The following is a 14,946-nucleotide window of genomic DNA, read 5'->3' as shown; positions in this document are numbered from 1 at the left end:
GTATATCAAAATATCCTATCAAAAATAAATTTACAATTTTCACATTTCTTTTTATGATATTAGTAGTAATTCATCCATACACTGCTTAAAGATCTCGTTTACATAAACAGTGCTAAACCATTGAATCATTGCATCACAACAGCAAGTTTTTATCATTTCAAAATATCATTCTAAACTCATTGTGATAAATCGGAGGGGAACATGATTCATACACATCATTTTGTACAGCAGATTTGTAAAGCAACGTTGACCGTATTTTTATTATTTTCTTATGGCTGTTCTAGCAGCTCGAAAAATGAAGACAAACACCAAACATCCGTTGATACAGAACATGTAGCACAAACTACAACAACTGTTTCAGTCCCAAAACCAACACCTAAACCTACTCCAAAGCCTACTCCAACACCAGTCCCTACTTGTGATGGCACAACGATAACGGCTAACTGTCAGGTAGATGGTATTGTCTATTCTAAATTTATTTATCATCCAGCAATTCCTGAATCAAGTCATATCGAAATTGTAACAACATATGAAACTCAAATTGTAGATTATAAAACGCAATGCAATGACGGAAGCTGGTCTCCTAGTAACGCGAAAGGAAAAGGAGCCTGTTTACATCATGGTGGTGTATACGACTATTACGCACCTGTATATGGATCTGTAAGAGTAGATACAGAACAAACGGTTATTGATCCAGGCGTAGATGGTTGGTATGAAACAGAAGTGAAGAAATAAGATTATAGGAATATCGAATGATTACATCCTGCATAAGCGAAGAAAAAACCTGTATTTCTACAGGTTTTCAGGTGGCTCCAGCCAGAATCGAACTGGCGACACAAGGATTTTCAGTCCTTTGCTCTACCGACTGAGCTACAGAGCCAAATGGTTGCGAGGGAAGGATTTGAACCAACGACCTCCGGGTTATGGGCCCGACGAGCTACCAGGCTGCTCTACCTCGCGATGTGTTGTTCCGAAGAACATAATTTAAATGGCGGAGGAACTGGGATTCGAACCCAGGCGCCGATTTCTCGACCTACCGGTTTTCAAGACCGGACCCTTCAACCACTTGGGTATTCCTCCGTTTCAGTGGACCCTGAAGGACTCGAACCTTCGACCAGTCGGTTATGAGCCGACAGCTCTGACCAACTGAGCTAAGGGTCCGAGATGTTTCTTGCAAGATGCATGTTACATCTCGTTCTTAAATAGTAATGGTAGCGAGAGTGAGACTCGAACTCACGACCTACCGGGTATGAACCGATTGCTCTAGCCAACTAAGCTACCTCGCCATCATGGTCGGGATGACAGGATTCGAACCTGCGACCCCTTGATCCCAAATCAAGTACACTACCAAGCTGTGCTACATCCCGAATGGCGCGCCGAGCAGGAGTCGAACCCGCAACCTTTTGATTCGTAGTCAAATGCTCTATCCAGTTGAGCTATCGGCGCAATACACATTAAAATTAGTGCTATATAAATATAGCAAGAAAATATCTGTTTGGCAAGGTAAAAATAAAATAATTTCTAACAGTAAACAAAAATGGCCTATGGAAATGCGATGAAATCAAGTATTTCTCTTATATGTTCCGTTGAATAATATCAAATGTCGTAAAATTCTATCCATCTTTGGCCACAGTTCTACTGCACCTTTTACTCTAAACAGATATACAAACCAATTTAAATAGGATTGTAGATTAGTCATTCTCATCCCAATGAAGCGATAGATATACCTTTTTAACCACGAGCACATATTGTTTATCAATGCCATGTTCTCTAGATATTCTTTGTCGTGTGTATTGGCTTTATAGAATTCTTCTTTCAAATCTAATTCTTTTATCAGCTTGTCATGTGCTCTTTCGCCATCATGTACTAGTGTTGATCCGGAAGCGATATGATTCTTTAGCGCTTCAAAGATACGTGAAGCAGATGGCTTTCCATGACCACAAATAACAGCGTATGTATTTTTGTGACAATCGATTGCCACAACGATACAGAGTTGGCTCTTAGATAATCCTCTCTTCTTGTCTAGGCCATTTTTGTTTACTGTTAGAAAATAATTTTACAAAATAGACTTCTCCCTCAGAAGAAGTCTATTTTATCGATTTATCCCCAAATAAGCCAAGTTACGATGTAACCGGAAAATACTGCAATTAGCGTAAACGGAATCCCTATGCGGAAGAAGTCTTTAGAAGAAACTTTATATCCCTCTTTATTCAAAATGCCAATTGCCGCAATATTTGCACTCGCACCAACCGGTGTTAAGTTACCACCGAGTGTTGCACCAATTAATAATCCAAAGTATAGAACATATGGTTCTACACCCATCGAGTTCGCTATCCCCTGCACGACTGGTAGCATTGTCGCAACATATGGAATATTATCCACAAAAGCAGAGATGATTACCGATACAAATACAATCATTGTATACATCACAAATACAGAACTACCACCTAGTTTTACAAAGAGTTCTGCTATCGCATCAATCACGCCTGCTTCTGTAATACCTGAAATTACCATAAACAAACCAATTAATAGAAATAAAGTATTAAAATCAATCGCTTGAATCGCACGCTTTACAACATCGGTTGACTTTTCACGGATTGCTCTATAGATGATTCCAATCAATGCATAGCTCATGCAGATTAGGCCATTGGTAAGTTGTGGTTTATTTTCAAACTGGGAAGCGATAATAAGTGTCGCAATCACACCAATCATCAACAATGAAGGTACAAAGTCTGTTACCTTCGTAGTAATTTCCTCATGAATGGGATCTTTTGATTTTCTAAACAAGAATAGTAATACTGGAATTGTCATTGCAGCACCAATTTCTACTGATAACGCAATACCAGGTTTCCCCATGAATACAAAGAAATCATTGAAACTCATGTTCGCATAACCACCTAGAAGAATACTTGTTGTATCCCCTACTAAAGTCGCAGCACCCTGTAGGTTACTAGAAACTGCTATCGCAATTAATACTGGAATAGGATTTGTCTTTAATTTCTTTGATACTGCTAAACCAACAGGTGCAACCATCAATACTGTCGCAACATTATCAACAAACGCAGAAATAACTCCAGAGAAAATGCTCAATACAACTACTGCCCATTGAATATTTGGAACAGCTTTTAATAATCCCTCTGCCATTAATGCAGGCATTTGACTTTCAATGAATAACTGTACAACCATCATCGTACCAGCCAACATTAGAATAATATTCCAATCAACAGCGCCAATGACATTCCCTAACGGTAAAATTCCTAACAAAATAAATACCCCTGCCGCAATAAGTGCAACGTATGGACGTTTTTCAGGAAGTGCCAATAAGAATGTATACATGACAACAAACAATACTAATGCAAGTACCATAAAGTCCTCCAAACAAGTAAGTGAATTATAACAGAAACAAGCAAAAATCAAAGTATTATTGCATTTAAAAATCATGCAGTTTCATGTAAGATTGAATCATGAAAATTACTTTAAACGATGAAATCAATCAGTTCCTTGATCGCTGCCTCGCAAATATCACTAGTGATGCAAAGAATAATTTTGTAGGAATGCATATTACGAAGAAAAGCGAAAAGAAAGTCATAAAAATGCTCGCAGAGGCTGGTATCCCAGAATTCCAAGATTCTAAAAACTATCCTTCTCTTTTCTTATCTGTCGATGAATGGGAGAATAATCCATACCACAAAAATATTCATCTAGATTGGATTAAAGATTCACATTTCACTTTTGAAAGAAGAAAGATTGCAGGCTTTGAATTATTTAATTCTGATGCGATCCAAAAAGACCCAAATAGAGAGTTAAATGATTGGATGAAGTTACGTGCAATGGACCGTAATTTCGATGCTCTCTATCTCTATCAAGATGATATGGATTGGATGTTTGACGCACCCAGTGAAGCAAACACCAACGATATACCTGCACAAAGAGCACACGGGAAAGTGCTTACCCTTGGTTTAGGTATCGGTTATTTCCTATATATGTCGATTCAAAATCCAAATGTAGAAGAAGTAACTGTTATTGAGCGCTCAAAAGAAGTAATTGCAATGTTCAGAAACTTTATTCTTCCTCAATTTGAAACAACAACACCAATTCATCTAATTGAGGGTGATGCGTTTGAATACTTCAATCAAGATTATCTTTCAAACTTTGATTATATCTATACAGACATTTGGCAGTCTTCACAGGATGGCTTGCCACTCATAACAGAACTATTAGAACAATATTATCTACCAAAAGAAAAAGCAGACTTTTGGATTGAAGACTCTTGTCTTGAAGTTATTTGGACATTAATTTTCTTATACTTTGAATCACTGGCACGAAATAAAGAATTGGAAGTTAATCCATACTATCAATCCTACATTGAAAAGATTGCTTACTACTTCAATCAAATTGATGAGACAGCTTCTGATGTAGAAACGCTAAAAACATACATGTATGACACAAATATTTCTCGTCGCATCCTATCAACAAAACTGGATTAATCTTCACTAGATCAACCCAGTTTTTTCATTCAAATTAACATCGGCAAGAATATATTTGCTAGTCCCAGGAAGATAAAGAATCCCAATACATCTGTCGCTGTTGTTACAAAGATGGAAGAAGATACAGCTGGATCAGCACCAAATTTATCTAAAATAACAGGCACTAAGAATCCAAAAATACCTGCTACCACTAAGTTACCAATCATCGCAATAACTGTAATGACACCTAGGAATATGTTACGGTATAGAATCATTACAATAATCGCTGTAATCAAACCATTAATTGTACCATCAATAACTCCAAGGAAGATTTCCTTTACAAAGGATCTCCAAACTCTCTTGAAATCAATTTTATCTGTCGCAATTTGACGAACTAGAATCGACTGCGTTTGAGAACCAGCATTACCACCCATACCGGAGATAATTGTCATGATAGAGCTTAACGCAACAACCTGAGCGATAGTACCTTCAAATACCTTTACTGTAAAGGATGCCATAAACGCTGTAATTAAGTTAATTAATAGCCAAGGCAAACGTAGCTTGATAGATTGTAATAGTGTTGTATCTAAGCTTTCTTCCTTGGATACACCACCCATTTCTAAGATATCTTCGTTATACTCTTCGACAATAACGTCGATAATATCATCGACAGTAATGATACCAAGAATTGCCATACGTTGATTTACAACTGGAATGGCTTTTAAGTCGTATTTAGATACAAGTTTCGCAACTTCTTCCTGGTCCATCTCTGGTCCTACGCTGATGAAGTTTTCCTTTGTGATATCAGCTATCAACATATTTTTATCAGAAGATAAAATATCACGTAAATCCGCAGTACCAATTAACTGCCCTCTTGCATTTACAACGAAGATTATTTCAATAATTTCAATCTTAGGACCAATCTCACGAATCTTCTCTAGTCCTTCGATGACCTTCAAATCTTCTTTAATTGCTATGTAGGCAGTCGTCATAATACCACCAGCTGTATCTGCAGGATATTCCAGCAGATTTGTGATTTCTGTACGATCTTTATCCTTCATCATATTCACAATTGCTTTACGCCTACCAATTGTTAAATCTCCGATAATATCAACGATATCATCCTGCGCCATACTACTAAAGATTTCAAGAAGTTCATTATTAGATAGTGCATATGTAAAGCGAACACGAAGCTCATCTTTTGCTTGCTCTAATACGGAGGCAATATCCTCTGAAGATAAGATACTACACATTTTCCATAGTTCTTCATCATCAAGATATTCAGCAGCTTGTGCTACATCAATCGGATTATTCTCTTTGATATATTCAGAAAGTCCTGCGGCTTCACCAGCTTCAATCATGTGACGCAGTCTTTCTTCATTCATATTTTCTTTCAGTATTTCTTCAGACATCTCTTTGCCCCCATAGCATAATAACTTTATAGTTTTATGCCAAGAAATTCAATTCATTTCAACTTTTAAATTTCATAAATTTTTATATATAAGAATCTATTCTGCATCAACGATAATCGTCTCAAACTCTAGCGCTGGCATACATTCTCTTAAGTCATGTTCAATACGATGTAACGCTTCTACCCTATCTTCAACCGGCGTATTGCCATTCCCTTGGATAATGAAGATGGCATTCTTTGTAGTATCATCAAACTTATAGTTTTCGCCATCTCTAACGCCCATCCACGCTAAGATACCCTGACTATCACGATAAAGATAATCTGTCTCTGCAACATGCTTTGGGGTTGAACAGATTGGTAGGAATGTATCTTCTTTTTGACTAACAGTAAACAAGAGTGGTTCTTGAATCTTATCTAAGTCATGACCACCGATTGCCAAAAAAGACTTCAATGTCTCAACATTATAAATATCAACGATACTATTGATATGAGGCATAGAGCCACGGTGTTGAATATTGCGAATAAATGCTGGTATGGTTGGCGGGTTCTTCTTGATACTTCTACCAGACTTCTGCATCAATTCAATATAGCCCTGAATGAATGGATGTTGGATCACTTCATCAATATTACACTGTAGTGCCCACTCTTCCACCTCTTTTTGCTTTTGTAAAAATGCTGGTGTTAGTTCTGCGTTTGGATCAACATTTTTAGCGATACCAATCACAACATGTTTTACGCCAAGAGCTTCCAAACTTTTATCTAAGATTATCTTCATATAGTACCTCACTATTACTAGCATTATACCATTTCCATACTGAAATCTACGCTTTAAAATGAATCATCTTCTATTGTATATTCTCTGGTTTTCAGCGCTAGTAGGATAACTCTTTTCGAAGAGTATGCATCTAAACAGGTTTGTATTGTTACAAAGTCATCGTTATATTTCGGCTTTAAATCTGTATCGTATATAAGTGCTACTCTTTTCGCATCTGCTATCCATTCATAGAACTTATCAGCAGAAGTAAACTCCTTCTGCTGATAGTTCCAATCTAACTCTTTATTTTTTATGGTGATCGAGAATACTCTGTACTCCTCAATCCTATCTTGCATGCATAAGTAAAATATTTGGTATTCATAAAATAATTTCTTATCTGTTAATTCAGCAAGTCTAGTAAACACTGCATTTTCAGTACCATAACCAACATGGTGACCATAAATAATTTTATTTTTTGATTTTGTTTCAAAGATCATTGGTGTACCACTCATGGATGGTTCTCCATCAAAATTCCGGTAGAGATATTCTTTTCCACCTATATCAATCACAACAGGTTGTGATACAATCTCTCCTTGCCAATACATCCATGCCCAAAAATCCGGATTTCGTTTCTTCAGATCATTCCATGCATGCGTGTTAAATCGAATTATATCTTTTACATTTTGGAGTTGTAGTTTCTCTGTAAGATTTAAAATCTTTTCTTGTTCATTCTCCAACAATCTCCACTTTCTTGCATAGATACATATACCGAATACTACGAGTAGTAAACACAAAGAGATCTTAATCTTTACTAACATCTATCTTACTTACGTATACGTCTTGTTGAAAAAATAGTCCATGCAATACCAATGATTCCACCAATAACACAGAACCATACACCAAAGTGAATCCCAACACCGGTTGGAATGTCTTTTTCTTTCTCATCTGCAACTGTTAATTCTATGGGTTTCTCTGGATTGAAGTTTTGGGCAGAAAGGTGTTTGATTTCATACTTTTCAAAAGAGATTTCATAGCCCTTTGGAGCTTCAGTTTCCATAATATACAATCCTTCTGCAGCATATGGTACCGCAAAGTCCACAAAGCCATACTTATCTGTTAGACCAACTGTACTTCTGCCATAAATATCCATTGCAATTGTGCTATCAGAATGGTAGAGCGTAAATTCAGTATTCTCAAGTACTGTATCGTAATCTTCCGCATCTACCTTCTTTACGCGAACATAAATTTTCTTCTTACGATCAACCGCTTGAATGAGCTGCGGTTTTTCCTTTGTGCCTGTTGCGGTAAAGACAATATCTTGATCCATCAGTTCATATCCAAATGGTGCTTCTACTTCATGCAAGATATAGGTACTGCCACCTTTTACATACTGTCCAATGTCATAAATATCTTCGTCAGTTGTGGCAAAACGATGAACTAGTTTTGGATTTTGATTTTCATCTAATACAGGTACATATTCTTGATTTTCATTCTGTGTTGCTTCATAAATTTCAAGGATAGCTCCCGCAACTGTTTTACCATCTTCATCTACTTTTTTAAAGGAAATATCAACCGTTAAATCAATCATTTGAATCTTAATTGGCTCTGATGTTGTTGGATTGTATTTTGGAACTGTAAACTGAATCATTGATGCACGATGTACACCATTAATAATCTCTACTTCTTCTAATTCATATTGCTGGCCTGCATGCAGGTTATTAAGCTGGAAGGCTTCGGCTGTTGTAACACCATCATTAGGAAGTGGAACTAACTCTCCTGTCGAAAGGTTCTTTAGTTGTAAACGAACACCACTTATTGCTTTGCCTTCTTCATTTACTTTCTCGATGAGATATTCAACTGGCTTGTCTATCATTTCTACTGCTAGTACTGTTCCATCTGAATTCACTGTAAATGTGATATCATCCGCATAATAGTATCCATCTACTGTCATCTCCTCATGTAGAGTATATTTCTTGCCTGAAGTTAAGCCTGCAATCTTATGTGGTACTTGATAAGCAGATACCCATTCATCAATCAACGTATTCTCTTCATCAATCACTCGTAGTTTCGCACCAGGTGTTTCTGGACTACCTGTAATCATCATCTTTGTGATTTCAGTTTTTGTGATTTCGTTTGTAATTGTAAGCCCGTGATGAATCGTAGCTGTTACATCATCTTTAGCAAAGAAATCCACAGGATATGCTGTTTCATTTAATACTAGTCCATCAAGTGTCTGAACTTCTTGTACAACATACTTTCCTAAAGGAATATGTTCAACTGATGTATATCCATTTTCATCCGTTGTGAATTCTGTATATACTTGCCCTTTTGGTAATATCACATTTCCATGGATTGGTTCGATGATATCTTCTGCTGCAATCAATCTAAAAACAATTCCAGCCAAACTCTTTTCTATTACCAAATTACGATCACTTTGATATTCTTCTACCTTTTTCTGCAGTTCGAGTTTTCCATAAATACGATTATTTCTCACTTCAACTGTAATATATTGGTTATTATCCTCATCTACATTTACAACATTTTCCTGCTTTAACGTGAAGGGAATCTCCTGTGTCTCTCTTGTAAATCCATCAGGGCTACTGATTTCTTCAATCGTATAACTGCCTGGTGCTAGTTTTAGTGGAGTAGTAATTGTACCATGCTGTTGTGCAACACAGAATGTACCCTCAGGGTATTTCTCATCTTCTTTTGCGCTTGTCTGGAATGTATCATAACTACGTTCTCCAACACGTTGAACAACATAGTTTCCATCTGCGTCTTTGATTTTAAAACCTACAGAATGAAAATCAATGATTTCGTTAGTCTCTGCATCTTTCTTTACAAGACGCACATAATACTCTTTTGAAATATTGCTAATCTCATACTTTACTTCTGGTTGATTCTCACGAGAAACTTCAAATACAAAGTCCTCCTTTAATAGTTCCATTTCACTATCCTTTGCGGATGTTTGTCGTATTGTATATTTTCCATATGCAAGTTCACCAGATTCTGCAATACCTTCTTCATCTGTAGTAATCACTGCATATTCTTTTGGTGTAAACTCTGATAAGTGCTGATAGGCTTCTTCAAAGCTACCAAAGCGATCAATATGTTTCTGTAAGATTGCTGTAAATGTAGCACCTTGTTCATTTGTCGCTAACGCTGACTGGTGTTTATCGACAAATAATTTATGAATACGAAACTTCCCTGTGATTACATCATCCGTAACATCAAGTGAAATATGATTTGTATAACTAGGCAATTGATTGAATAGAACTGTTTTCTTTTCGGTATCTAGTTTATATCCCTTCGGTGCTGTAATTTCTTTTACACTATATTGGTGTGAGTAATACAGTCCGTCAATTGTATTAGAAACACCACTTTCGTCAATGTTTAACATACCTACTGTAGTTTGTGTTGTTTCATCAAATAATTCATAACTGGTTTGCACAAAAGATTCTGCAGCACCTTGTGGTTTTTGAAGGTTTGTATCTACATCGTGCTTGATTAAGTTTAGACTTGTCCCTACTGCGTGCAGGTTAATTTCTGCACTATCCACATGTAGTTTTCCTGCCTTGATGACGTCCTGATTAATAGAAGAACGATAGATAATTTGATTTTCTCCACCTTCATCATTGCGATATAAAAGTTTGTTGATAAAGCGAATCTTTGCCTGTTGTCCCATCGCAACTTTTACATAGAAGTCATTCCCCACAACAGTAGACACTAACTCTCCATTCGCATCTACAAGTGTTCCATTTTCAACTAGCACATCAAAGTTTGCAAGATTACCATTTGTATTTATAACATGAACAGGAATATTACCATCAATTTCACCCGTAAAGAAGCTACCTTCTTTTACGTTATTGTTATACTCTACAACCTGAAGATTTGGCATAGTATGTAGTTGTTCTACAAGTGATCGTATTTCATTTTTCTTTTGTGTTGTATCAATTGTCGCACGTGTAATATTTGTCGTACCTAAATATTCCCAAATCAAATCTTGTGCCGCCAAATATCGTTCATCTGTCCTTTCTCCATCAAAACCATAACCAAAAAATGCATATGCAAGCATGATATTTTGGTCAAGTTCTGACATCTTTGTCCATCCTGGATCTTCACCTACATAGCCGATTGGGTGATAGATTTCCGGTATTTTAGGCTGTATACAATATGCGGGTACTCCATCCGCACGTAAGAAATGTGACTCTGGTGTATCATAGGCAACTCCATCCACATAATAGACTTGTCTACCAGGTACATTTGTACAAGTGATTGTTGTACTTTCTGCGTGAACATGCATGTGTGATATCAGTGTAAATATCATGAATACTGACATGATACGCAAAATCAAATTTTGAATTTGTTTTTTGATCTTTTCTATCTTCATATGAGTTCCTCCCTACTCACTTATTTATAGAAAAAAAGTTGATACATTCCTGTGCCAACTTTATGCCAATCTAAAACCCTTCATGTTCAATCGAGATAATATCATCAAACTGTATTGTGGTACGATCTTTGAAAATAATCTTTTTCTCAATATCATCAATGCGATGTAATTGTTTCTCAACCGTTTGATAACTGCCACCACTCTTTTTTAAATCCTGCAAGAAATGCATGACTTTAATCATAGGTTTTTCTTTTTCATGTTCATGTAAAATTTCAAGTTTATGTTTTAATTCCTCTATTTCTGTTTCAGATAGCTCAATGCGTCGTTGCGTTATTCTTGAGGATTCACGAATTAAATCTTCATAGCCTGTTAGTGCTGCAAACGGCATGAACTGAACTGCTCTTTCTGAAATAGACATTTTACGATGTACCTTAGATACTGGAGCTTCTAGGTAAAGCATATCTTCGTACTTTTCATTCATGCTTTGTGACCTCCAATCTGATTATTTCGTTCTACAGCAGTAGCACCTTCTTCTAAATCCCTACCCTTTAATAGTTTATTCTTCCCGTATTTACGCTTGATAGATAGAATTGCTTGTTGCAGTTGATGGTCCTTCTTTTCATCTACCTTCATTATATCCACATCCTCTGTTGGTGGTGCGAATAGATCTAATTGCGTCGCTTCTGTACGCTTCTTTGCGGTGTCTTCACTGATAATACTCGTAAATGCGATTGTTATCTTACGCACCAATAATCTCGCATCTACGATTTTATCAAATAGCCGTTCTACAGCTTCCATAATCTCTTTAGAAAATGATGTATGATGTGATAAATTCACAGTACCATTTGTTGGTTTTGGAACCTTTCTACCATACCAGTCTAGTGCTGTTTGAATATCCATTGATAGTTCATGATTCTTTAGACTTTCCACATCATAACTTATATATAAACAAACTTGGTTGGCAGTCATCTTTTTCGCAACTAAATCCAGAATCAATTGTTCTGTCATTTCTTTTGCGACCAGTTTTGCTTTAGAAAAAGTATATCCAGACATTAAGACTTGTCCTGAACTAAAACTATGATTACTTGGTTGATAATGTTTAATTGCATGCATGGTACAAGATTCACATCCCCATGCATGATCGATAAGTAATTCTGCGTTTACGCCAAATAGTTTATACAACAATTCTTCATTTAAATAATCGCCATCCTTGCCAATCGAGCATCTTGCGATATCACCCATCGTATACATACCGTGTTGGGCAAGCTTGCGTGCATAGCCTCTACCAACACGCCAGAAGTCTGTTAATGGTTGATGATCCCATAAGAGTTTTCGATATTTGATTTCATCCAGCTCACCAATCCGCACACCATATTTATCTGCTGGAAGATGTTTTGCGATAATATCCATCGCGACTTTCGCAAGATATAGATTTGTCCCAATACCAGCAGTTGCGGTAATTCCTGTCTCTTCATAGACAGCCGATAACATCATTCTCGCTAGTTCCTCTGCTGTCTTATGATACGTACGTAAATATCCTGTCACATCCATCATCACTTCATCAATCGAATATACATGGATATCTTCCGCGGCGATATAACGTAAGTAAATATTATAAATATTTGCACTGTATTCAAGATATTTTGCCATACGAGGTTGAGCGACGATATATGTAAGTTTATATTCAGGATGCCGTTCTAAGATATCCCGATTCCATTCCTCTTTTATAAATCGTTTCCCTTGTAGCTTACTTTGACGTTCACGATTGATTTCTGTAATCTTATGTTCCACCTCAAAAAGTCTGGGTCTACCAGATATCCCTAGTTGTTTTAGTGATGGTGATACCGCAAGACAGATTGTCTTATTGGTACGTGAGGTATCAGCCACTACTAGATTTGTTGTAAGCGGATTTAAATTTCGATCCTGACACTCTACAGATGCGTAGAATGACTTTAAATCAATTGCAATGTATGTTCTTCTTTCACTCATAAATTCATCTCTGTAGATAATATTATAGCGTAATAAAAAGACAAGTTATGACTTGCCTTAACATCCAACTCCATCAATATTACATGATTGTCCAGATTTCACTACTTCTGTCCTTGAAATTCTTTCTTCCTTTAGCCACTCTTCATAATCAAAACGAATCGTACCATCTTCTAGAACAAGTGTTGGAATACCGATATATCCCTCTTTTTTCGCTTCATCATACGCGTCAGAATAATCACGTAAAGCTAAGAATTGCTTTAATGCACGGATAGATCCTGTAATATCTATATATTCAAAAGGAATGTGGTTCTTCTCCAATATTGCTTTACATGCAACACAATCTGGACAATGTGGACTACCAAAAACTTTTAACATAATAAACCTCCTGGTATATTCAATTTGACTCATATAGCTGACTAAATTGAATATACGTTTTCTTTCTACCTGACCTCGTATCCGTCAGGACTGTTTTTGATAGAATTGAAATCGTGAATGTGTACTTTGACAACCTCCTTGAAGCTTTGACTTCATTTTTTAGAATCTTGCCACTTCTTAATATTCAGAATCGAGATCAGTTGTATGGGTCTTTGAACTCTTATCTTTTACCAGGATCTATGCGGATACTTTGCAAGTGGAATACATATTCATATTTTACAGAAAGGATATATTTTTATGCGTTACTTTATTGGTATTGATATAGCTAAATTCAAACACACCGCTTGTGTCATAGACACGTATGGCACCGTCCTTGTAGAATCCTTTGATTTCACTAATGATATCATCGGCTTCCAATCCTTATTGAAAAATATCAAACCATTCCTTAAAAAGAAACACCTCGTTGGTATGGAAGATACGGGACATTACGGAGACAATCTTCGCAACTTCTTATTGGAAAAACAGTATAAGGTCGTTATGTTAAACCCCATCGTTACATCTCATATCCGTAAGGCTTCCAACAAAGTCAAAAACGATAGAATCGATTGTTTCGTCATTGCCAACACGATGATGAATCCTAATTTCTACAGAGACCAACATGCACAATCTATTGATTACGCTACGGTACGTCAACTGACACGTATGCACCATACACATACGGAAGAAATCAACCGCTATAAGTGTCAGTTACAGAAATCAATTGATATTGTCTTTCCAGAATTCAATTCTCTTCTCAACACCAAATATTCAAAAACCTATCTCGAGATACTAGATACCTACCATAGTGCTCATACAATCGCCAATACCGATATTCGTCTGTTACGGAATACCCTGAAAAATGTTGGCGTAGGTCGTTCCGTATCAATCTCTGCAGAACAACTTAAGAAAGCTGCTAAGGAATCTATCGGTCAACACAACCTTGCGATTGAAATGGATATTCCATTTTTGATTTCTCTTATCAGAAGATTAACTTCAATATTAGGTGAAATCGATAAAAAAATAGAAGAATTCAGTCATCAACTAAACTCTCCTATCTTGGACATATCTGGAATTTCCCACTTTTCAGCTATGTCGATCATCTCCGAACTTGGTGACATTACTTATTTCTCTAGCGAAAAGAAACTCATCAAGTTCGCCGGTGTAAACCCATGCGTTTATGAATCCGGCACCTATAGTATGACACATACGCGGTTAGAAAAGAAAGGGTCAAAATACTTGCGCAAGACACTATATCAAATCATTGATGTTGTCATACGCTTCAACCCTATATTCCAAGCATTCTATCAAAAGAAGATTTCACAGGGTAAGAGTTACCGCTGTGCACAAGGTCACTGTATACGTAAACTCTTACGCGTTATATACAAGATACTTTCCACAGGTGAAAGATTCAATCCTGAAAAATTGAAATAGTCTTAATCCCATAATTCCAGTTGAAAGCCAAACTATGTAAAGATAGTTGTTTTTATTGTACACAATTCACTTTTCAAAGAACTATCGACAC

At 36.6% G+C, this 14,946-nt stretch carries 11 protein-coding genes, 7 tRNA genes and 1 pseudogene; 3 read left to right on the top strand and 16 right to left on the bottom strand.

Features of this window, described 5'->3' with window-relative positions; all coding sequences use genetic code 11:
• Positions 1–201 precede the first annotated feature (201 nt).
• Positions 202–735, top strand: coding sequence for a hypothetical protein (locus RGT18_RS03850; RefSeq protein WP_028078834.1), 534 nt, complete (start codon positions 202–204; stop codon positions 733–735).
• A gap of 72 nt (positions 736–807) precedes the next feature.
• Here RGT18_RS03850 and RGT18_RS03845 read toward each other — a convergent pair.
• The 9 genes and pseudogenes from RGT18_RS03845 to RGT18_RS03805 all read right to left on the bottom strand — a co-directional run bounded on the left by RGT18_RS03845 (position 808) and on the right by RGT18_RS03805 (position 3,366).
• A tRNA-Phe gene (locus RGT18_RS03845) sits at positions 808–880 on the bottom strand.
• Positions 881–883: 3 nt separating this feature from the next.
• Positions 884–960: transfer RNA gene (locus RGT18_RS03840), tRNA-Met, on the bottom strand.
• A gap of 29 nt (positions 961–989) precedes the next feature.
• A tRNA-Ser gene (locus tag RGT18_RS03835) sits at positions 990–1,080 on the bottom strand.
• Between the two features lie 7 nt (positions 1,081–1,087).
• Positions 1,088–1,161 (bottom strand) — tRNA-Ile (locus RGT18_RS03830).
• Positions 1,162–1,209: 48 nt separating this feature from the next.
• A tRNA-Met gene (locus RGT18_RS03825) sits at positions 1,210–1,286 on the bottom strand.
• 4 nt (positions 1,287–1,290) lie between these two features.
• Positions 1,291–1,367, bottom strand: a tRNA-Pro gene (locus tag RGT18_RS03820).
• 2 nt (positions 1,368–1,369) lie between these two features.
• Positions 1,370–1,446: transfer RNA gene (locus RGT18_RS03815), tRNA-Arg, on the bottom strand.
• A 115-nt stretch (positions 1,447–1,561) separates the two neighbouring features.
• Positions 1,562–2,014: pseudogene (locus tag RGT18_RS03810) on the bottom strand (transposase); the annotation flags it as partial.
• Positions 2,015–2,100: 86 nt separating this feature from the next.
• Entirely contained in the window at positions 2,101–3,366 is a 1,266-nt protein-coding gene (locus tag RGT18_RS03805) for an ArsB/NhaD family transporter (protein ID WP_028078553.1), read from the bottom strand.
• A 98-nt stretch (positions 3,367–3,464) separates the two neighbouring features.
• Here RGT18_RS03805 and RGT18_RS03800 point away from each other — a divergent pair, with 98 nt between their 5' ends.
• Positions 3,465–4,487 (top strand): polyamine aminopropyltransferase, encoded by a 1,023-nt coding sequence (locus RGT18_RS03800; protein ID WP_028078554.1) that lies wholly within the window; start codon positions 3,465–3,467, stop codon positions 4,485–4,487.
• Between the two features lie 29 nt (positions 4,488–4,516).
• Here the strand turns inward: RGT18_RS03800 and mgtE are convergent, their stop codons facing one another.
• The 7 genes from mgtE to RGT18_RS03765 all read right to left on the bottom strand — a co-directional run bounded on the left by mgtE (position 4,517) and on the right by RGT18_RS03765 (position 13,385).
• A complete protein-coding gene (gene mgtE / locus RGT18_RS03795) occupies positions 4,517–5,878 on the bottom strand; it encodes a magnesium transporter (RefSeq protein ID WP_028078555.1) in 1,362 nt (453 codons plus the stop codon).
• Positions 5,879–5,974: 96 nt separating this feature from the next.
• Entirely contained in the window at positions 5,975–6,652 is a 678-nt protein-coding gene (locus RGT18_RS03790; RefSeq protein ID WP_028078556.1) for a B3/B4 domain-containing protein, read from the bottom strand.
• 53 nt (positions 6,653–6,705) lie between these two features.
• Positions 6,706–7,449 carry a class B sortase gene (locus RGT18_RS03785; RefSeq protein ID WP_028078557.1) on the bottom strand — a complete coding sequence of 248 codons (744 nt, stop codon included), beginning with the start codon at positions 7,447–7,449 and terminating at the stop codon, positions 6,706–6,708.
• Positions 7,450–7,454: 5 nt separating this feature from the next.
• On the bottom strand, positions 7,455–11,021 hold the full coding sequence (locus tag RGT18_RS03780) for a SpaA isopeptide-forming pilin-related protein (RefSeq protein WP_028078558.1): 3,567 nt from the start codon (positions 11,019–11,021) through the stop codon (positions 7,455–7,457).
• A 70-nt stretch (positions 11,022–11,091) separates the two neighbouring features.
• Positions 11,092–11,502 (bottom strand): hypothetical protein, encoded by a 411-nt coding sequence (locus RGT18_RS03775; RefSeq protein WP_028078559.1) that lies wholly within the window; start codon positions 11,500–11,502, stop codon positions 11,092–11,094.
• Positions 11,499–13,010 (bottom strand): Y-family DNA polymerase, encoded by a 1,512-nt coding sequence (locus RGT18_RS03770; RefSeq protein ID WP_028078560.1) that lies wholly within the window; start codon positions 13,008–13,010, stop codon positions 11,499–11,501. The genes RGT18_RS03775 and RGT18_RS03770 overlap by 4 nt, the downstream gene beginning before the upstream one ends.
• Before the next feature lie 57 nt (positions 13,011–13,067).
• Positions 13,068–13,385, bottom strand: a complete 318-nt coding sequence (locus RGT18_RS03765; RefSeq protein ID WP_028078561.1) for a glutaredoxin domain-containing protein — start codon at positions 13,383–13,385, stop codon at positions 13,068–13,070.
• A gap of 297 nt (positions 13,386–13,682) precedes the next feature.
• Here RGT18_RS03765 and RGT18_RS03760 point away from each other — a divergent pair, with 297 nt between their 5' ends.
• Entirely contained in the window at positions 13,683–14,855 is a 1,173-nt protein-coding gene (locus RGT18_RS03760) for an IS110 family RNA-guided transposase (RefSeq protein WP_338175247.1), read from the top strand.
• The last annotated feature ends 91 nt before the right edge of the window (positions 14,856–14,946 follow it).

The organism is Solobacterium moorei, from assembly GCF_036323475.1.
In the GTDB taxonomy this organism is placed as follows: Bacteria; Bacillota_I; Bacilli_A; order Erysipelotrichales; family Erysipelotrichaceae; genus Bulleidia; species Bulleidia moorei.
The sequence above is the reverse complement of the archived record's forward strand: the minus strand, read 5'-3'. Positions and strand labels throughout refer to the sequence as shown.